21 protein-coding genes and 1 pseudogene are annotated in these 18,010 nt (G+C 72.3%); 11 read left to right on the top strand and 11 right to left on the bottom strand.

Annotation, left to right across the window (positions count from 1 at the left end; genetic code table 11):
• Positions 1-125: 125 nt before the first annotated feature.
• Entirely contained in the window at positions 126-824 is a 699-nt protein-coding gene (locus ACQP0T_RS27040) for a DUF6802 family protein (RefSeq protein WP_433870551.1), read from the bottom strand.
• Between the two features lie 87 nt (positions 825-911).
• The gene (locus tag ACQP0T_RS27035; RefSeq protein WP_433870550.1) at positions 912-1,292 is read right to left on the bottom strand and encodes an effector-associated constant component EACC1; all 381 of its coding nucleotides are present in this window, start codon (positions 1,290-1,292) and stop codon (positions 912-914) included.
• Between the two features lie 201 nt (positions 1,293-1,493).
• Here ACQP0T_RS27035 and ACQP0T_RS27030 point away from each other — a divergent pair, with 201 nt between their 5' ends.
• A complete protein-coding gene (locus ACQP0T_RS27030; RefSeq protein ID WP_433870549.1) occupies positions 1,494-3,398 on the top strand; it encodes a caspase, EACC1-associated type in 1,905 nt (634 codons plus the stop codon).
• Between the two features lie 49 nt (positions 3,399-3,447).
• Here the strand turns inward: ACQP0T_RS27030 and ACQP0T_RS27025 are convergent, their stop codons facing one another.
• Both ACQP0T_RS27025 and ACQP0T_RS27020 read right to left on the bottom strand, forming a co-directional pair.
• Positions 3,448-3,633 carry a DUF397 domain-containing protein gene (locus ACQP0T_RS27025; protein WP_433870548.1) on the bottom strand — a complete coding sequence of 62 codons (186 nt, stop codon included), beginning with the start codon at positions 3,631-3,633 and terminating at the stop codon, positions 3,448-3,450.
• Complete coding sequence (locus tag ACQP0T_RS27020) at positions 3,630-4,487, bottom strand: helix-turn-helix domain-containing protein (RefSeq protein WP_433870547.1); 858 nt, start codon at positions 4,485-4,487, stop codon at positions 3,630-3,632. The genes ACQP0T_RS27025 and ACQP0T_RS27020 overlap by 4 nt, the downstream gene beginning before the upstream one ends.
• Before the next feature lie 145 nt (positions 4,488-4,632).
• On the opposite strand from ACQP0T_RS27020, the gene ACQP0T_RS27015 reads away from it, so the two are divergent.
• The 5 genes from ACQP0T_RS27015 (at position 4,633) to ACQP0T_RS26995 (ending at position 7,686) form a co-directional block, all read left to right on the top strand.
• Positions 4,633-4,920: a zinc finger protein gene (locus tag ACQP0T_RS27015; protein WP_433870546.1), complete on the top strand. Its 288-nt coding sequence runs from the start codon at positions 4,633-4,635 to the stop codon at positions 4,918-4,920.
• A complete protein-coding gene (locus tag ACQP0T_RS27010) occupies positions 4,917-5,375 on the top strand; it encodes a hypothetical protein (RefSeq protein WP_433870545.1) in 459 nt (152 codons plus the stop codon). Before ACQP0T_RS27015 ends, ACQP0T_RS27010 begins: the two co-directional genes overlap by 4 nt.
• A 174-nt stretch (positions 5,376-5,549) precedes the next feature.
• Complete coding sequence (locus ACQP0T_RS27005) at positions 5,550-6,575, top strand: MerR family transcriptional regulator (RefSeq protein WP_433870544.1); 1,026 nt, start codon at positions 5,550-5,552, stop codon at positions 6,573-6,575.
• Positions 6,576-6,709: 134 nt separating this feature from the next.
• Positions 6,710-6,934, top strand: coding sequence for a DUF2283 domain-containing protein (locus ACQP0T_RS27000; protein WP_433870543.1), 225 nt, complete (start codon positions 6,710-6,712; stop codon positions 6,932-6,934).
• A 68-nt stretch (positions 6,935-7,002) separates the two neighbouring features.
• A complete protein-coding gene (locus ACQP0T_RS26995; protein WP_433870542.1) occupies positions 7,003-7,686 on the top strand; it encodes a TenA family protein in 684 nt (227 codons plus the stop codon).
• Positions 7,687-8,029: 343 nt separating this feature from the next.
• On the opposite strand, the gene purB is transcribed toward ACQP0T_RS26995, so the two are convergent.
• Complete coding sequence (gene purB / locus ACQP0T_RS26990) at positions 8,030-9,463, bottom strand: adenylosuccinate lyase (protein ID WP_433870541.1); 1,434 nt, start codon at positions 9,461-9,463, stop codon at positions 8,030-8,032.
• 294 nt (positions 9,464-9,757) lie between these two features.
• Here purB and ACQP0T_RS26985 point away from each other — a divergent pair, with 294 nt between their 5' ends.
• Together ACQP0T_RS26985 and ACQP0T_RS26980 are read left to right on the top strand one after the other, a co-directional pair.
• Positions 9,758-10,024: a hypothetical protein gene (locus tag ACQP0T_RS26985; protein ID WP_433870540.1), complete on the top strand. Its 267-nt coding sequence runs from the start codon at positions 9,758-9,760 to the stop codon at positions 10,022-10,024.
• A gap of 72 nt (positions 10,025-10,096) precedes the next feature.
• Positions 10,097-11,467: pseudogene (locus tag ACQP0T_RS26980) on the top strand (ABC transporter transmembrane domain-containing protein); the annotation flags it as partial.
• On the opposite strand, the gene ACQP0T_RS26975 reads toward ACQP0T_RS26980, so the two are convergent.
• Positions 11,452-11,640 carry a hypothetical protein gene (locus tag ACQP0T_RS26975; RefSeq protein WP_433870539.1) on the bottom strand — a complete coding sequence of 63 codons (189 nt, stop codon included), beginning with the start codon at positions 11,638-11,640 and terminating at the stop codon, positions 11,452-11,454. The pseudogene ACQP0T_RS26980 and the gene ACQP0T_RS26975 overlap by 16 nt on opposite strands.
• A gap of 17 nt (positions 11,641-11,657) precedes the next feature.
• Here ACQP0T_RS26975 and ACQP0T_RS26970 point away from each other — a divergent pair, with 17 nt between their 5' ends.
• A complete protein-coding gene (locus tag ACQP0T_RS26970; protein WP_433870538.1) occupies positions 11,658-13,397 on the top strand; it encodes an ABC transporter ATP-binding protein in 1,740 nt (579 codons plus the stop codon).
• Here ACQP0T_RS26970 and ACQP0T_RS26965 read toward each other — a convergent pair.
• From ACQP0T_RS26965 to ACQP0T_RS26950, 4 genes are all read right to left on the bottom strand, one after another.
• Positions 13,385-13,969, bottom strand: a complete 585-nt coding sequence (locus ACQP0T_RS26965; protein ID WP_345356700.1) for a TetR/AcrR family transcriptional regulator — start codon at positions 13,967-13,969, stop codon at positions 13,385-13,387. The two genes, ACQP0T_RS26970 and ACQP0T_RS26965, sit on opposite strands and share 13 nt — an antisense overlap.
• A 169-nt stretch (positions 13,970-14,138) precedes the next feature.
• On the bottom strand, positions 14,139-14,459 hold the full coding sequence (locus ACQP0T_RS26960; protein WP_345356703.1) for a DMT family transporter: 321 nt from the start codon (positions 14,457-14,459) through the stop codon (positions 14,139-14,141).
• 133 nt (positions 14,460-14,592) lie between these two features.
• Positions 14,593-15,240: a hypothetical protein gene (locus ACQP0T_RS26955; RefSeq protein ID WP_345356706.1), complete on the bottom strand. Its 648-nt coding sequence runs from the start codon at positions 15,238-15,240 to the stop codon at positions 14,593-14,595.
• A gap of 13 nt (positions 15,241-15,253) precedes the next feature.
• Positions 15,254-15,769 (bottom strand): SigE family RNA polymerase sigma factor, encoded by a 516-nt coding sequence (locus ACQP0T_RS26950; protein ID WP_345356709.1) that lies wholly within the window; start codon positions 15,767-15,769, stop codon positions 15,254-15,256.
• Positions 15,770-15,926: 157 nt separating this feature from the next.
• Here ACQP0T_RS26950 and ACQP0T_RS26945 point away from each other — a divergent pair, with 157 nt between their 5' ends.
• Positions 15,927-16,958, top strand: a complete 1,032-nt coding sequence (locus ACQP0T_RS26945; RefSeq protein WP_433870537.1) for a threonine aldolase family protein — start codon at positions 15,927-15,929, stop codon at positions 16,956-16,958.
• On the top strand, positions 16,955-17,551 hold the full coding sequence (locus ACQP0T_RS26940; protein WP_433870536.1) for an HAD family hydrolase: 597 nt from the start codon (positions 16,955-16,957) through the stop codon (positions 17,549-17,551). Before ACQP0T_RS26945 ends, ACQP0T_RS26940 begins: the two co-directional genes overlap by 4 nt.
• A 286-nt stretch (positions 17,552-17,837) precedes the next feature.
• Here ACQP0T_RS26940 and ACQP0T_RS26935 read toward each other — a convergent pair whose 3' ends face one another.
• The gene (locus ACQP0T_RS26935; RefSeq protein ID WP_345356718.1) at positions 17,838-18,002 is read right to left on the bottom strand and encodes a hypothetical protein; all 165 of its coding nucleotides are present in this window, start codon (positions 18,000-18,002) and stop codon (positions 17,838-17,840) included.
• Positions 18,003-18,010 lie beyond the last annotated feature (8 nt).

The raw sequence follows: 18,010 nt of genomic DNA, 5'->3' as shown, positions 1-18,010 counted from the left end.
GGTCCCGGAGCCGGAGGGGTATGCGTGGTGACCCGCGGTGGTGAGCGCGGGTCATCGCGCGCTCAAACCCCCGATGGCCTGGAATTCGATGGGATTTCCGGATTACTCCGGGTGGAAAGGGAAACTCAGTTCCACGCGGAGTCGGAAGGCGCACCGGAAGCGGCGGAGGTGCCCGCGGCTCCGCCCGCGGCCGGGGCGGGCGGCGGCTCCTCGTCGAACGTCCAGGCGGCGTCGTCGGTGGCGGCGGTGAGCCGGTCCGGGGTGTAGCTGCCGGACTGGTCCATGCTGCCCTGTTCGATGACCCGCCACTCGCCGTCGCCGGAGTGGTGGGAGATCGTCACCCCGCCGGCCTGGTCGATCTCGACCACCTGGTCGGCCGAGCCGTCGCCGTCGATGTCGGTGACCAGCATGGTGCCCTGCTCGTTCTGCACCACGGCGGTGTCGGCGATGCCGTCGGAGTTGGTGTCCTCGGTGGCCGGGCCGACCTGCACGTCGCCCTGCGGGGTGTCGAGCACCATCGACTGCTCGCCGCCGCCCTGGTCGCCGCCGTGCTGCTGCGGGGCCTCGCCGGTCCAGTGGCCGCTCGCCCCGTCGTACCGGGCCTGGCTGACGACCTGGCCTTCGGCGCCGATCGTCTGCATCACGTCGGCCTGCCCGTCGGCGTTCTCGTCGATGTAGGCGACGTAGCCGGTGTCGGTCATCACCGCGACGGTCTCGTCGATGCCGTTGCCGTCCAGGTCGTAGTTGGCCTCGGCGGTGTACTCCTCGCCTTCGACGGTGATGGTGAGATCACCATTGCCGGCGCCGGTCTCCTCGATGTACACGTGCGGCCCCCTCGCGTAGCGGTCACTTGTCGATGAGATGCAGCGTAGGGCTCCCCGGTTCCACCCGACCAGGGGTTCGATCAGAGGTCAGTCGCGTTCGACGGCTTCGGCTTCGCGCGCCTTCAGCAGGCCGTCGATGATCCGGTCGTGCTGCTCCTGCGACGAGGCGACCAGTTCGATGCTGCGCTCGCCGTCCTTGATCAGCACCTTGCGGTTCTTGTTGGTCTGCACCCACATCCGGGCGAGCTGGCACACGGCGATCAGGACGGTGGAGTTCGCCAGCGTGACGACCAGCGTCCCCAGCTCGGTCGCCGCGCCCTTGGCGCCCTCCGGCGCGGGCGGCCCGTCCGGGATCGCCACGTCCTCGACGTCCAGGGCGAGCAGGTCGGCCCGCAGCCGCCGGGTCAGGCGATCCAGCTCCTCGCCGTCGCTCCCGGCTTCGCTGACCTCGATGGAAATGCGGTTCATCGGTCCCCTCCGCTGGTTGAATGCGGGACACCGTAGCGGAGGCGGGCGGTGGCCGGGCGGGCTTTCCGTGCGGACGTGACCGCGGGCGAGTTGTCTGATCTGCCCTCGGGGTGATCGGGAACCGTGATACATTCGTTATATTCGCGAGCGGAAGATCGCTGGCGTGGCACGCTGATCGTGGGTATGGGGGTAGGGGCTGTGGTGACGGGAAAGCGCCGGGCGCTGCTCATCGCGACCGAGAGCTATACCGACGCCACCTTCCGGCGATTGCGGGCGCCGCACGCCGACGCCGAGGCGCTGGCCGCGGTGCTCGCCGACCCGGCCATCGGCGGGTACGAGGTGGAAGCGCTGCGCAGCCCGCCCGCGCACGTGGCGAACCTGGCGATCGAAGACCTCTTCGCGGCGGCGCGGCTGGACGACCTGGTCCTGCTCTACATCTCCGGGCACGGCATCAAGGACGACTACGGCCGACTGCACCTGGCGATGGCCAACTCCCGCCACGACCGGCTCAACGCGACCGCGGTCAGCGCCCAGTTCGTCCGCAACCAGATGGACGGCACCAGGTCCCGCCGGGTGGTGGTCGTGCTGGACTGCTGCTTCGCCGGTGCGTTCCCACCGGGATCGACCCACCGGACCGGGGAGAACGCCGGAGCCCTCGAACAGCTCGGCGGGCGCGGCAGCGCGGTCATGACGTCCTCGTCCGCGCTGGAGTACTCCTTCGAATCGAGCGATGACGCCGGGTCGACGCTCGTCGGGGCGGCCGGTCCGTCGGTGTTCACCGGGGCCCTGGTCGAGGGCCTGCGCACCGGTGGCGCGGACCGCAACGCCGACGGCCTGGTCGACGTCGACGAGCTCTACGACTTCATCTACGCCCAGGTCGAAGCCGCGGGCAAACCCCAAACCCCCGGCCTGGACAGCAGGTTCCAGGGTCGGCTGGTCGTCGCCACCAGCCCCGCCCGGTCCGACCTCCCGCCCGAGATCGGCCAGGCGATGCGCAGCCCGCTCCCGTTGGTGCGCATGGCGATCGTGGGCGAGCTGGCCAAGCTGCTGCGCTCGGGCAGCGCCGAGGAGGCGGGGGCCGCCCGGGACGCGCTGGCGATGCTCGTCGAGGACGACACCGATTCCGTCGCCGCCGCCGCGAACGCGGCCCTGGCCCGAGCCGAGGCCGCCGCGAAGGAGGCGGCGGACGAGCAGGCCAGCCGCCCGATGACGGCGCCGGACCCGGCGGCGCTCGATCCGACCGGCCAAGCCCAGGCCCCGGGGGTGTGGGCGAAGACGCGGCGGGCGGTGCGCACGGGTATCCCGTCGGCGGCGGCCATCGCGGCGCTGGTCGCCGCCTTCGCACTGATCGTCTGGCAGGAGCGCTACGACGGTCGCTCCGCCGGTGTTCCGGTCGGTGATCCGGCCGGTGAGGCCGTCACGCAGACCGAGCAGGTGCTGATCCCCCAGGGCTTCGTGACCCCACCGACGCGGCCGACCCCGCTACCCGAACAGGTCACGTGCCAGTACCGGCCGAACGGGAAGGAACCGGACCGGCCGGTGGAGCTGCCGGCCGACGGCGAGGTTTCCGCGAGGGGCATCGTGCGGGCCAACATCAACACCAACATCGGCACCGTCCCGGTGATCCTTGACCGGTCGCTGGCCCCGTGCACGGTCAACGCCTTCATCGATCGGGTCGAGCAGCACTTCTACGACAACACCAGCTGCAACAGCGGAAAGGTCGAGTTCCTGATGTGCGGCCCCGACCCGGCTTGGGACGAAGAGCTCCCGCCTCCGCCCCCGCCTCCGCCTCCGCCTCCGCCCGGGGAGGAGCCTCCGCCCTCAGCCCCGCCTCAGCCCTGGGGTGGGGAGTCCGGCTACTACTGGACCGACGAGGTCATCACTGGCGAGCCGAACCGCCGTGGGTACCTGATGATGAGCTCTGCCTATCACGCGGAATTTGGCATGGCCTTCGGAGACCACGGGCATTTGCCTCGCACCACGGTGTTCGGCACGATCTCCGAAGAGGGCCTGAACGTCATCGACGCTAAACGGGCCGAGAGCGACGACCCCTACAACAGCCACCTGGCTGAGATCGTCGTCACCAGCGTCGACATCCAGGGCTGAGACGACGAGTGCCCGCCCGGGAGTCCGGGCGGGCACGTCGGGCGGTGCGTCAGCGGAAGCGGTCGATCTTGATGGCGTCGATGAAGGTGGTCCACTGGTCGGTGGTGGTGGTGAAGTAGCCGCCTGCGCGGTGCTTGGTGTCGCGGACGGCGGCGCCGTCACAGATGTGACCGACCTCGACGCAGTTGCCGTTCGGGTTCGTATAGCTGGACGTGCGCCATGCTTTCGGCTTCATCTGCTGCGCTCCATCTCGTCTGCGAGTTCCCGTAGGAAGTTCGTCGTTGCGTCGGGACCCAATGCCTTTGCTCGGATCGTATCTATGGCAGCTTTGTAGGCACGTACATCGTCGTCATCGGGAACGAAGGCGCCGGAGCTGTGATGCTCGAAGTGCACCACAGGCGGTGCTATGGCGAAGTCGTACAGCACGAAGGGGCCAGCATGCCCGGGATGCCAGCCAACTCGGGAGGGAACGACCTGCACTGTGAGGTTCGGGCGGCCCGCTAGATCTACCAAGTACCGGAGCTGCTCCGCCATCATCTCTGCTGTTCCCACTAGATCTCGGACCGCGTTCTCGCCGATCAGCGCAGCGAAGTGAACCGGGTTCTTCCGTGTGAGGACTTCCCGCCTGGCGATGCGGAGCATCACGCGCGTTTCGACCGCGTGAGGCGAAAGTCCGCTCTCCTCTTGGATCGTTCGCGCGTATTCGGTGGTCTGCAGCAAACCGGGAATGCACGAGGGAGCCCACTCGACGATCGACGACGCCGACCGCTCGCACTCGACCGCACCCGCGAGCTGCTGCGGGATGCCCGGCATGCCCACGGTGAGCCAGTTGGGCTCGCTGGCGTGGCGTGCCAGTTCGACCACGCGGTCCTTCTCCGCGCCGATGACGCCGATCGCGGTCATCAGCGAAGCGACTTCCTCCGGAGTCGGAACGCGCCGTCCTCGCTCCCAGTGCGACACCATGCTGTGACTCACGCCGAGACGTCGGCTCACTTCGCGCCCGCTGAAGCCGGACGCTTCGCGTGCCGTTCGGAGGGCAGCCGAGAGAGCTCGCGCCCTGGGCGTCAATCCGTTGATGTCTACAGCCACCAGACAGATCCTAGGCAGCTAATCCATCGCATGTGATCCCACAATCGGGTACTCGTCTATCTGTCTACTAGACGGCGATGTGGCTACATCCATACCTTCTGTTCATCCATCAACACGGACGGCTACGAACAGGAGGTGGGACACCATGTCCGAGAATCCCTGCGGCGGGCAGCAAGCCGATTCGGCGTCCATCACCATCGGGGGCCGCAAGTACCAGCCGCATCCGTTCCACTGGGTGCCTGGTGCTGGTCTGCGGCACGCGAGCACCGCGCCGAACTTCGGCCTGTACCCGGATGGCGAGGAGGTCGTGACGTTGTGCGGTGCTCTCGTCGCGGCCGACAACTCGGTGCTGGCGTGGTTGTGGCGGACCTGCACGACCTGCGACGCCGAGGCGCGGGTGCTCGCCGGGATGCCGAAGGCGGGCACCCGATGAACTGCGCCGGGTGGATCGCCTTCGGGGCGACCGCCGTCGCCGCCGTCGCCTCGGTGTGGGCGGCGCGCTACTTCGCTCCCGGCCGCCACGGCAGCGCCGGAGCCGGGGCCACCTCCGCCTGGCAGGTCATCGACGAGTGCCGCCGCGCACCCGCTCCCGCCCGCGCCAGGACGCCCGCGCGCACCCGGGTACCGGCGCACCCGCGCACGCCCGCACCTGCCCGCCCGCGTGTGTCCGCCGCTTCCCACGCCGGTGAAAGCCTCCCGCCGGTCCCCACGCCCGCCCCCAAACCTCCGCGATGGCTGACGCTGCGCGGCGACCTCGCCGACGCGCTCGCCGACGAACCCACCCGCCTGCTGCCGCGCATCCCCGCCCCGCGCGTGGAACTCCCGCCCGGCTACACCCGCGACACCGCGACGCTGAACCGCATCCTCGACGCGCTGCACCGGCTCTGATCGCCGTGCGCCCCGACGTCCCGGCGCCCCCTTCCCCGACACCGCCGGGACCGCTCACCACTCGGAAGGGTGGTGAATGAGGGGCACCCTGTACCACGTCACTGGGTACAGGGTGCCCCTCACCTGGATCGCGGGGCTTGCACCTCGAGCGGCTTGAGGTCGCATGGTGGGCGCATGAACGTCACCGACGACCGCTTGTTCCCCATCGGAGATACCGCGCGCCGGACCGGATTGGCCGTCAGCGCGATCCGCTTCTACGCCGACGAAGGCATCGTCGAGCCCACCGAGGTGACCGCCGCCGGGCACCGGCTGTACGACGTGCGGGCGATCGCACGGCTGGAGCTCATCCGCACCTTGCGGGACCTCGGTACCGGCTTGGAGCAGATCCGCCGCCTGCTCTCGGGCGAGTCGGCGTTGCGCTACCTGCTGGCGGAGCACCTGGACCTCGTCGAGCGGCAGGGCGCCGAGCTGCGGACCAAGCGGGCCGTGCTCCGGGCCTTGGTGCGGCACGACGATCCCGGCGAGCGGCTCCTGCTGATGCGCGGTCTGGTCACGATGCCGGACGCGGAGCGGGAGCGGCTGCTCGACGAGTTCTGGGACGAGGTGAGCGCCGGGCTGCCCGCCGGGTCCGCCGAGCGGCTCCGCGGGGTCCGGCCCCGACTGCCGGACGACCCCACCGCCGAGCAGCTCCAGGCGTGGATCGAGCTGGCCGAACTCGTCCAGGACCCGGATTTCCGCGCGGCCGTCCGCAGCTACCTGCACGACACCTACGCGACCGGCCCCGGGCTGCTGATGGGCGCGGAACCGGTGCAGGACTTCATCGCCTCGTCCGGGCAGGACCTCATGTCGCGGATCATCGCGGCGCACCGCAGTGGGTTGGCCCCGGACGCCTCGCACGCTCGGGACCTGGCCGCCCGGTTGGTGCGGCAGACCGCCGAGGCGACGGGCGCGACCGTCGACGCGGAGCTGTGGGACCGGATGGCGACGGGTTTCCCGGTGATCGCCGAGATGCACCACGAAGTCCTGCACGACCCGGAGTACGAGGCCACCCACGGCAGGTACCTGTCCCTGGTCGCGGCGATCAGCGGGACGCCCGAAGCGGAGCCGGGCGGCGATCCGGCGGACCCGCGCGGGGAGGACCTGGCCGGGCTGGGCACCTGGCTGTCCGAGGCGCTGCTGGCGTCGAAGCCGACGCCCTGAACAGCCCGATCACCCGGTGGGGTGGTGAGTGAGGGGCACCCTGTACCACGTCACCGGGTACAGGGTGCCCCTCACCAGGTTCGAGCGCGCGGTTTCGGCCCTGCGGGGTGGTGGCGCCGTCCTAGGGTCGGCCGATGGCGTACCCGGAGTTCACGTTCGATCCCGAGGCCGATGCCGCTTACGTGGCGTTCCGGGAGATCGGGCGCGGTGCAGCGGCGCGGAACGTGCCGGTGGAGGACGCGGCGGGGCAGGTCGGCGTGGTGCTCGACTACTCGGCGGACGGGGAACTGCTCGGGGTGGAGATCCTCGGCGCGGCGCGGTCGCTCGATCCGGCGCTGCTCGATCGGTACCGCAGCTGAACGTTGATCTTCCGGGGGCGGTGCCCGGATGGGATGCTCGGCGGCGGCACCGTCGTCGAGGAGGAGTCGTGACGTTCAGCGAGTGGTTGCGGGAGCGCAGCGAGCCGGCGTGGACGAAGGTGGTCGAGCACCGGTTCGTCGACGAGCTGTTCGCCGGGTGCGTGCCGGCGGAGCGGATGCGCTCGTACCTGGTGCAGGACTACCAGTTCGTCGACGGGTTCCTCGCGCTGCTCGGCGCGGCCGTGGCCCGGGCCGACCGGTACACCTCGCGGCTGGCCGTGGCGGGCAGCATCGGGGTGGTCACCAGCGAGGAGAACACCTACTTCCAGCGGGCCTTCGACGAGCTCGACGTGCCGAAATCCGACCGCACCGCCCCGGTTCTCGACCCGGCCACCGCCGCCTTCCGCGAGCTGATGGCCGACACCACCGACAAGGGCAGCTACGCCGACGTGCTGACCGTGCTGCTGGTCGCCGAGTGGACCTACCTCGACTGGGCCTCCCGGGCGCCCGACTCGCCGCCCCCGAGCTTCGTGCACGCCGAGTGGATCGCGCTGCACGCCAACCCCGAGTTCCGGCACTGGGTCGACTGGCTGCGCGCCGAGGTGGACCGGATCGGCGAAGGGCTCGACGAGCGCGAGCGCGCCCGCTGCCTCCGGCTGTTCCAGCACGCCACCCGCTGCGAGCTCGACTTCTTCGACGCCCACGGCCCCGTCCCGCCCGACGTCCGAGGCGACGGTCCCGACGAGGGGTGAACCCGCTGCGGCGACCGGGTGAGCGAGCTTCCGGCGCGCGCCACACTCACCCGTTCGGAAGCTGAGTGAGGGACACCCTCGCCCAAGTAACTTGGACAAGGGTGCCCCTCACCTACATCCGGTCCAGGTGCGCGCGCCGAACCCGACCACTGTCAGGCAAGCGGCGCGAGCCGCTTCCGCTTTGCCCCACCAAGCAACCGGCACCGCCGCGGGTTCTCAGCGGCCTTCTCGCGAGGACGCCCCGCCGCTGTGTATTGGCATACATGAGAAGGGGCGCCCGGAGCGAGAAGGCCGCTGAGGTTCCGCTGCTGGCACCGCTACGCAGCCGGACCACAGAACAACCTCAAAGAATCGCGCCCGGGGTGTAGTCGGCCCCTCCTGGATACCGCTCGGCGACCTCCTGGACGGCTTCGACGATCGCCGTCACCTGGGCGGATGCGGCGCCGGTGAACTGGAGCCGGTCGGCCAGCAGCTCGTCGAGCTCGGCGCGGTCCAGCGGGAGCCGGTCGTCGGCGGCCAGCCGGTCCAGCAGGTCGTTGCGCTCGGCGCCCTGCTCGCGCATCGCCAGCGCCACCGCGACCGCGTTCTCCTTGATCGCCTCGTGGGCGGTCTCCCGGCCGACCCCGGCGCGCACCGACGCCATCAGCACCTTCGTCGTCGCCAGGAACGGCAGGTAGCGGTCCAGCTCGCGGTCGATCACCGCGGGGAACGCGCCGAATTCGTCGAGCACGGTCAGCAGCGTCTCCAGCAGCCCGTCGAGGGCGAAGAACGCGTCCGGCAGCGCGACCCGGCGCACCACCGAGCAGGACACGTCGCCCTCGTTCCACTGGTCGCCGGCCAGCTCGCCGACCATCGAGACGTAGCCGCGCAGCACCACCGCCAGGCCGTTGACCCGCTCGCAGGACCGGGTGTTCATCTTGTGCGGCATCGCGCTGGAGCCGACCTGGCCGGGCTGGAAGCCCTCGGTGACCAGCTCGTTCCCGGCCATCAGCCGGATCGTCTTGGCCAAGCTGGACGGCGCGGCGGCGAGCTGGGACAGCGCGGTGAGCACGTCGTAGTCCAGCGAGCGCGGGTAGACCTGCCCGACGCTGGTCAGGGTGCCGCCGAAGCCGAGGTGCGCGGCCACCCGCTGCTCCAGCTCGGCGAGCTTGGCGGTGTCGCCGCCGAGCAGGTCGAGCGCGTCCTGCGCGGTGCCGACCGGGCCCTTGATGCCGCGCAGCGGGTAGCGGCCCATCAGGTCCTCCAGCCGCCGGAACGCGGTGAGCAGCTCGTCGGCGGCGGTGGCGAAGCGCTTGCCGAGGGTGGTGGCCTGCGCGGCGACGTTGTGCGAGCGCCCGGCCATCACCAGCTCGCCGTGCTCGGCGGCCAGCCGGGCCAGCCGCACCAGCACCGCCACCGCGCGGTCGGCCACCAGTTCCAGGCTGCGCCGCACCTGGAGCTGCTCGACGTTCTCGGTGAGGTCGCGCGAGGTCATGCCCTTGTGGATCTGCTCGTGCCCGGCCAGCGCGTTGAACTCCTCGATCCGCGCCTTCACGTCGTGCCGGGTGGTGCGCTCGCGCTCGGCGATGGAGTCGAGGTCGACCTGCTCCAGCACCCGCTCGTAGTCGGCGAGCGCCTGCTCCGGGACGTCGACGCCGAGATCGGCCTGGGCGCGCAGCACCGCCAGCCACAGCCGCCGTTCCAGGACGACCTTGTGCTGCGGCGACCACAGCTCGACCAGCTCGGGCGAGGCGTAGCGGTGGGCGAGGACGTTCGGGATGCTGGGCTTGGCCGTCACGAAAACCCAGGATAGACGCAGGCCGCGGCCCGGCGGCCGGGGCACCGGTCGGTGCATCGGCAGGGGCGGATGCACGTGCGGGTGCACCGGCCCGCTGCACGTGCGAGAGGAAGTTACCGATGCGTAATCCGCATGTCGGCAGGTAGTCACCCGCTTCGGGCAAAGAACGCGATTCGGCCACTTCGCGCACAACATTAATTCGCTCTCAAAATGCGGGCCGACGGTGGACGCGGCACCCGTCCGAATCTAGTGTCGTCACCCCATCGGAACTGAAAAAAATAGGGATCTGAACGGATGGTCACTGACGTGTTCCACGACGAGCGGCAGGACGTGTTCTGGATCGTCGGCGTGGGAGCGGACCGCAGGCACGCCACCACGATGCGCCCCGGAGCGGTGTACTCCGGCCAGTGGGTACCGTCGCTGTGCGACGTCTGGCTGAAGATCCCCCCGGCCACGCCCGGCGGTCGCGAGCCGAAATCCCGGGCGATCACCGACCGGTGCGAGGATTGCGCGCGCAAGACCGCCGAAGGCGACTTCGCCCACACCATCTGGGATTTCTGAATCACCCGATCGGCGACCGACCTCGAAAATCGGTGGCTCCGCGGTCACGGCCCGCACTAGCGTGAACCGGCCATGGTCGACACCCGAGGCCCCGCGCGCCTCCTCTGGTCCCTGCTGCGCCAACGCCCCGGATTGCTGCTGCTCACCGCCGTGTCCGGGGCGCTGTGGATGCTGCCCACGGCGGTGCTCCCGCTGGTCGTCGGCGCCGCCATCGACAGCGGCATCCGCGCGGGCTCGGTGTCCGCGCTGCTGGCCTGGGCCGGGGTCGTGGTGCTGCTCGGGTTCACCCAGGCCGCCGGTTCGGCGCTGCTGACCTGGGCCGCGCACTCGTCGTGGATCCACGGTGCGGAGACCTCGCAACGGCTGGTGCACGACCACGTCGTCCGCCTCGGCGGCACCACCACCCGCCGGGTCGGCACCGGCGAGGTGGTCACCGCCGGCGGCTCGGACATCACCGAGGTCGCCACCTTCTTCGAGGTGACCGGGCGGCTGACCGGGGCGCTGGTGTCCTTCGCCGTCGCCGCCGTGGCGGTGCTCTACATCTCCCCGCTGCTCGGGCTGATCGTGCTGATCGGCATCCCGCTGGCCACCGCGGGCATCGCGCCGCTGCTGATCCCGTACCAGCGGCGCGAGGAGGTGCAGCGCGAGCGGTTCTCGGCGGTCACCTCGATGGCCGCCGACATCGTGGCCGGGCTGCGGGTGCTGCGCGGGCTCGGCGGCGAGGCGCGCTTCCGACGGCGCTTCCAGGAGCGCAGCGAGCGGATGCGCACCGCCGGGGTGGCGGCGGTGCGCGCCGAGTCCTGGCTGGAAGGCGCCGAGGTGCTGCTGCCCGGGCTCGTCACGGTGCTGGTGACCTGGCTCGGCGCCCGGCTCGCCCTCACCGGCACCATCAGCGTCGGCGAACTCGTCGCCTTCTACGGCATCTCGGCGTTCCTGGTGATCCCGGTGAGCACCGCGACCGAGGCCGCCAACTCCTACGCCGTCGCGCTGGTGGCCGCCGACCGCATCCGCGACCTGCTCAACCTCGAACCCGACGCCGCCGCGCCGCCGCACCCGGTGCCGCTGCCGCCCGGCGCGCTGGACCTCCAGGACGACGAGCTCAAGGCCCCCGCCGGGCAGCTCACCGTGATCGACGCGGGCGAGGGCGGCTCGGCGCTGGCCGAACGGCTCGCCGGGCACCCGGTCGGCGGCGGCGTGCTGGCCGGCGGGGTGCGGCTTTCCGACGTCGAACCCGCCGAGCTGCGCCGCCGCATCGTGCTCGTGCACAACCAGGACCCGCTGTTCTCCGGACCCGCGCGCGCCGAGGTGGACCAGGGCACGCCGGTGCCGGTGGACACCGCGCTGCACGCCGCCGACGCCGCCGACGTGCTCGCCGCGCTGCCCGGCGACGCCGAGCTCGACGAACTCGGCCGCTCGCTGTCCGGCGGTCAGCGGCAACGGCTGGTGCTGGCCCGCGCGCTGTGCGCGGACGCCGACGTGCTGGTGCTCGACGACCCGACCTCGGCGGTCGACGCGCACAGCGAGCAGCGGATCGCCCAGCGGGTGCGGGACCTGCGCAGCGGGCGCACCACGGTGGTGCTCACCCAGAGCCCGCTGTGGAAGGCCGTCGCCGACACCGCCCCGGGGGGACGCCGTGAGCGAGCCGCTGCCGCTGGCCCCGCACGCCGAGGTCCGCCGCTGGGTGTGGCGGACGCTGACCGAGCACCGGCGCCGGTTCGCCGCCACCTCCGCGCTGTTCGCCGCCTCCACCCTGCTCGGGCTGGTCGCCCCGCAGCTCATCGGGTGGATCGTCGACGCCGTGGTCTCGGGCGCCCCGACGGTGCGGGTGGACCTGCTCGCCGGGGCGTTCCTGCTGGTCCTGGTGGTGCACGCGCAGCTGGAGCGCTCCGCGCAACTGCGCGCGGGCGTGCTGGGCGAGCACCTGCTCGCGCGGTCCCGCGAGGACGTCGTGGCCAACGCGCTGCGGATGCCGCTGGGCACCGTCGAGGCCGCCGGCACCGGCGACCTGCTGACCCGCTCGACCAGCGACGTCAACCGGCTCGACCACACCGTCCGCGACGCCGTCCCGGAGATCACCGCGGCGGTGCTGGCGATCGTGCTCACCGCGGCGGCGATGCTGCTCACCTCACCGCTGCTGGCCTGCGGGATGCTCGCCGCGGTGCCGGTGATGCTGCTCAGCACCCGCTGGTACTACGGGCGCGCCCAGCCGGTCGTGGAGGCCAAGCTCGCCGGGTGGGCCCGGGTCAACGCCGGGCTGCACGAATCGGTGCACGGCGGCCGGGCGGTGGAATCGCTGCGGCTGGCCGACCGGCGCACCGCGCACAACGAGCGGGTGCTCGGCGACGCCGTCGCGCTGGAGCGCAGGCACCGCGGCCTGCTCGCCCGCTGGCTGCCGCTGCTGGACCTGTCCTACCTGCTGCCGGTCGCCGCGATCCTGCTGCTCGGCGGCTGGGCCTACCAGGCCGGGATCGCCGAGCTCGGCACCATCACCACGGTGGTGCTCTACGCCGAGTCGCTGTCGGAGCCCTTCGACGACCTGTTCATGTGGGTCGACGAGCTCCAGGTCGGCGGGGCGGCGCTGCGCCGCATCCTCGGCGTGCGCGCCGACCCGGAACCCGAGGACGCCCGGCCGGTCGGACCCGGCGACCTGGAGCTGCGCGACGTCCGGTTCAGCTACCGCACCGGACGCGAGGTGCTGCACGGCATCGACCTGGCGGTGCCCGCCGGGTCGCGGTTGGTGGTGGTCGGCCCCTCCGGCGCGGGCAAGTCGACGGTGGCGCGGCTGATCGCCGGGATCAACGCGCCGGACAGCGGCTCGGTCACCTTCGGCGGGGTGGAGATCACCGACCTGGCCCCCGAGCGGCGGCGCCGCGCGGTGCTGCTGCTGACCCAGGAGCACCACGTGTTCGCCGCGACGCTGCGGGAGAACGTGGCGCTGTCCGACGTCGCCGGGGAGTGGTCGGACGCCGACCTGCTGGCCGCGCTGCACGACGTGGGCCTGCGGGACTGGGTCGACGCGCTGCCGGACGGGCTGGACACCGCGCTCGGCAGCGGCGGCCACCCGGTGCCCGCGGCGCGCGCCCAGCAGCTCGCGCTGGCCCGGGTGCTGCTGGCCGACCCGCAGGTGGTGGTGCTGGACGAGGCGACCTCGCTGCTGGACACCGGCACCTCGCGGCACCTGGAGAGCGCGCTGGCCCGGCTGCTCGCCGGGCGGACCGTCATCGCCATCGCGCACCGGCTGCACAGCGCCCGGGACGCCGACCGGGTGGCGGTGCTCGCCGACGGCCGGATCGCCGAGCTGGGCTCGCACGAGGAGCTGATGGCGGCGGACGGCTCCTACGCCGCCCTGCACCGGCTGGCTCAGCCGAGCTGAGCGCGCAGCACCCGGCGGGCCGCGGCGCGCGGGTCGGGGGCGCTCTCGATGAGGGCGTTCACCACCGCGCCGTCCACCAGGAAGGTCAGCACCCGCAGCCGCTCCCGGTCCACCGGCATCCCGCTGCGGGTGAAGATCTCGACGAGCAGGTCCTGGAGCTCGGCGCCGAGCTCGCGCATCAGCGGCGCCAGGTAGGGGCGGCGCGGCGAGCCGACGAACCGCTCGTAGCGCAGCAGCACCGACTCCGCCCCGCCGTCCCGGGACCGGGCGCCCAGCAGCAGGTCGAGCACCAGTTCGGTGACCACCTCGGTGCCGCGGGGGCGCTCCGCCAGGGTGTCGAGCTCCGCGCGGGCGTCGTCGAGCTCCTTGCGGCTCTCGTGCTCCACCGCCGCCGCGGTCAGGTCGTCCAGTGACGAGAAGTAGTACGTGGTCGACGCCAGCGGCAGCCCGGCGCGCTCGGCGACGGCGCGGTGCCGCACCGCTTCGAAGCCGCCCTCCGCCAGCAGCTCGGCCGCGGCCTCGACCAGCGCCTGCCGCCGTCGCTCACCTTTGGGAGTGCTGGCCGAAGTCATGCCGACGCATCCTAATCCTCCCCTTCCGCCCCACCGCCGCACCGGTGCGCCCCTCCGGCGCCCACCAGCACCCGTTTCACCCGGAAGGTTGGTGAGTGAGGGGCACCCTTGTCCCAGTTACTCGGGCAAGGGTGCCCCTCACCTGGAACGAGATCACCTGAACGGGTGGTCAGTGGCCGCCGGAGAGGTTGAGGCCCACGACGCCGGCCAGGATGAGCATGATCGACACGATCTTGATCGTCGTCACCGGATCGTTGAGCCACACCATCCCGATGACCGCCGTCAGGGCGGCGCCGATGCCGGTCCACACCGCGTAGGCGGGTCCGGCGGGCAGCACCCGCATCGCCCACGCCAGGCCCGCGAAGCTCAGCGTCGCCAGGACCGCGAACGACAGCGAAGGCCACAGCCGGGTGAACCCGTTGGACAGCTTCAGCGAGATCGCCCAGCCGGCCTCGAGCACCCCCGAGATCATCAGCACGATCCAGGCCATCGGAGGCCACCACCTTCCTCGCGGGAACAGATTGGCACCACCGTACCTATAATCTGGTACTCACGTACCATTCTGGTGGGCGAGGGCACCACGGGCGGCTCCATTGAAACCGGCGCCGCCCGGTGGTGCAGGTTCAGTAGCGCGCCGCGAGGTCCCCGGCCAGCAGCGGGATGCGCTCGCCGTAGGGCGCGGTCGACCCCGCGTCGGGGCGGCTGACCACCACCAGGCGCTGCCCGCTGCGGGTCTGCCGGACGGCCTCCTGCGCGCCGTCCGGGTGCCGCACGTCGGTCGCCTCGGCGCCCTCCGGGGACGGCACCACCGACACCGTCACGGTCCCCGCCGCCGCCCCGTCGCGGAGCACGAACTTCGCCGCGCGGGTGCCGGGCGGGCACGGGCCGTCGGCCGGGACCGGCGAGGTCGCCGCCACCGCGGGCAGCTCCGCCGCCACCGCCGCCGCCAGCTGGGCGTCCGGCGGGCCGCACGCCGCCGACCGGGTCATCGGCTCCATCAGCACCCCCGGTCCGGTGCTCTCCGCGGGCGGGGGCGCGGTGCGCTGGGCCACCGCGGCGGTCTGCTGCTGATCACCGCCGAACATCCCCGTCGCCCAGCCGAGGCCGCCGACCAGCACGGCCGCGGCCGCGAACGTCCCCCCAGCGGCGGCGATCCGCCGCCGCGCGGTGATCCGGCGCGACGCCCGCGCGACGTCCCGCTCGTCGAACGACGACTCGGGGGCCGCGGACACCGCTTCCCGGAACAACTCGCGCAGTTCGCGATCGTCCACCTCACGCACCTCCTCACGCCGACCGCAGGTCGCCGAGCTGGTCCCCCAGGGCTTCCCGCAGCGCGGTCAGTCCGCGAGCGCACTGGCTCTTGACCGTGCCCTCGCTGCACCGCATCACCTCGGCGACACCGCTGACGTCGAGGCCCTCCAGGAATCGCAGCACCAGCACGGCGCGCTGCTTCGGCGGCACCTGCTGCAGGCCCGCGAGCAAGGTCTGCTTGGTCGCCACCGCGTCCGACACCGAACCGGAGTCGGCGGGCCGGTCCGGCAGCACCTCCGTGGCGCGCTCCCGCCGCCACGGCCGCCGCGACTCGTCGATCACCGCCCGGGTCAGGATGCGCCGCACGTAGGCGTCCAGCGCACCCTTGTCCCGGACCTTGCGCCAGTGCCGGTGCAACGCGATGAACGCGGTCTGGGCGAGGTCGTCCGCGCGGTGCCAGTCACCGCACATCATGTACGCCATCCGACGCACCGCCTCCCGCCGAGCCGTGAAGTACTCCGCGAACTCCTGCTCCTCGCGTTGGTCCACGCGGAACTCTCCGCTCGTCCGTGCCTGCACGTCTGGGACGGAACGCCCGGGTGCAACGGTTGCACGTCCAGGCCCCCGGTTCCACCCCGTGATTGATACCGCAGCGGTCGCGCCGGGTCGTTGCCCCCACCCCGCCCCCGTGTGGTGTGATCTGTTCGTGACCAAACCGGCCCCGATCGACCTCCGCTCCGACACGGTCACGCGTCCCGACGACTCGATGTACGCGGCGATGAGCGCCGCGCAGGTCGGCGACGACGTGCTCGACCACGACCCGACCATGCGCGCCCTGGAGGACGAGGTGGCGCGGTTGCTGGGCACCGCCGCCGCCCTGTGGGTCCCCACCGGCACCCAGGGCAACCTCATCGCGCTCGCCCTGCACCTGCGCCGGGGCGACCGCTTCCTGGCCCCGCGCGGCGCCCACGTGCTCACCCACGAGCTCGGCTCCGCGGCCTGGCTGGCGGGCGGGATGCCCGACCCGCTGGAGTGGAGCGCCGGACCCGGCCGCCCCACCCCCGACGTGATCCGGGCCGCCGCCGACGGCGGCGCCCGCTACGACGCGCTGCGCACCACGCTGCTGTGCCTGGAGAACACCCACAACGAGGCGGGCGGCGCGGTGGTGCCCCCGCACGAGCACGCCCAGCTCGCCGCGGCGGCGCGCGACGGCGGGCTCGCCGTGCACCTGGACGGCGCCCGGCTCTGGAACGCCTCGGTCGCGCTCGGCGTTCCGCCCGCCGCGCTCACCGTCGGGGTGGACAGCGCGCAGGTGTGCCTGAGCAAGGGGCTCGGCGCCCCGGTGGGCTCCGTCCTCGCCGGGGACCGGGACTTCATCGCCGAGGCGCGGCGGATGCGCAAGGCGCTCGGCGGCGGGGTCCGGCAGGGCGGGGTGCTCGCCGCGGCCGGGCTGATCGCCCTCAAGCGGATCGACCAGCTGGCCGAGGACCACGCCCACGCCGCCCGGCTGGCCAGCGGCCTCGCCGGGCTCGGCTTCGACGTCACCACGCCGCAGACCAACATCGTGCTCGCCGCGGTCCCGGACGTGCGGCTGTCGCTGGCGCGGATGCGGGCGCTCGGGGTGCTGGCGGTGCCGATGGCGGGCAAGATCAGGTTCGTCACGCACCGGGACGTGACCGAGGCGGACGTCGACGAGGCGCTCCGCCGCATCGGGGAGGACCAGGGAGGTCAGCGATGACGCGGTGGGTCGTCTTCGACTACGGCGAGGTGATCAGCCTGCGCACCGCGGCGCTGCCGTCCATCGCCGACGTGCTCGGGGCGCCGGTGCGGGAGTTCGAGGAGGCGTACTGGGCGGAGCGCACCGCCTACGACCGGGGGCGCACCGACCTGGAGTACTGGATGTCCATCGGCAACCGGCTCGGGGTGCGGGTCGACGCCGCGCTGGCCCAGCGGCTCACCGCGATGGACAACGACGGCTGGCTGGAGACCTCGCCGGAGACGGTCAAGCTGATCGAGGACCTCGCGGGCGCGGACGTCCGGCTGGCCCTGCTGTCCAACGCCCCCGCGTCCTTCGGTCGGGCCGTCGAGCAGCAGCCGTGGGCGGAGCGCTTCGACCACCTGCTGTTCTCCGGCGACCTCGGCGTGGTCAAGCCCGAGGCGCTGATCTGGCAGATCCTGCTCGCCGGCCTGGGCGCCACCCCGGACCGGTGCGTCTACTTCGACGACCGCGCGGACAACGTCGAAGCGGGCCTCCAGGCGGGCCTGCACGCCCACCACTGGGCCGGAGCCGAGGCCGCCCGGGACGTCCTGCACACCCACGAAGCCCTCTGACCCGCAGGGACCGCTTCCGCCCATGATCTGCGTGGCGGTGCGGGTGGCGGAACCTCAGCGGCCTGCTCGCTCCGGGAGCCGTTCGGCGATGTACCCACGACGTACACGGCGTCACGGCTGTCCTCGCGAGAAGGCCGCTGAGCGGCACCGTCCGAGCACGGGCGGCGGTGCCGGTTGCGTGCCTCACCGCATGCGGCTCCGCCGCATGCTGAAGGGACCCCTCACCGGGACCAGGGCCCCTCACCCAGTTCGAGAGACTCGGGTCGGGGGACTCAGTTCGAGGGCTTCAGGGGCCGAGCTTCTTGCGGTCCCGGGCCCAGCCGACGGCGGCGGTGGCCGCGAACAGCACGCCGCCGACCACCGCGAGCCAGAACAGGCCCTCGATCACCGCTCCCGCCACCGACAGCACGAGCCACAGCACCAGCAGCCCGCCGATCACCTTCCACACCACGTCCACGC

The sequence above is a fragment of the Saccharopolyspora sp. CA-218241 genome (genome assembly GCF_050954615.1).
Classification (GTDB): domain Bacteria; phylum Actinomycetota; class Actinomycetes; order Mycobacteriales; family Pseudonocardiaceae; genus Saccharopolyspora; species Saccharopolyspora cebuensis.
The sequence above is the reverse complement of the archived record's forward strand: the minus strand, read 5'-3'. Positions and strand labels throughout refer to the sequence as shown.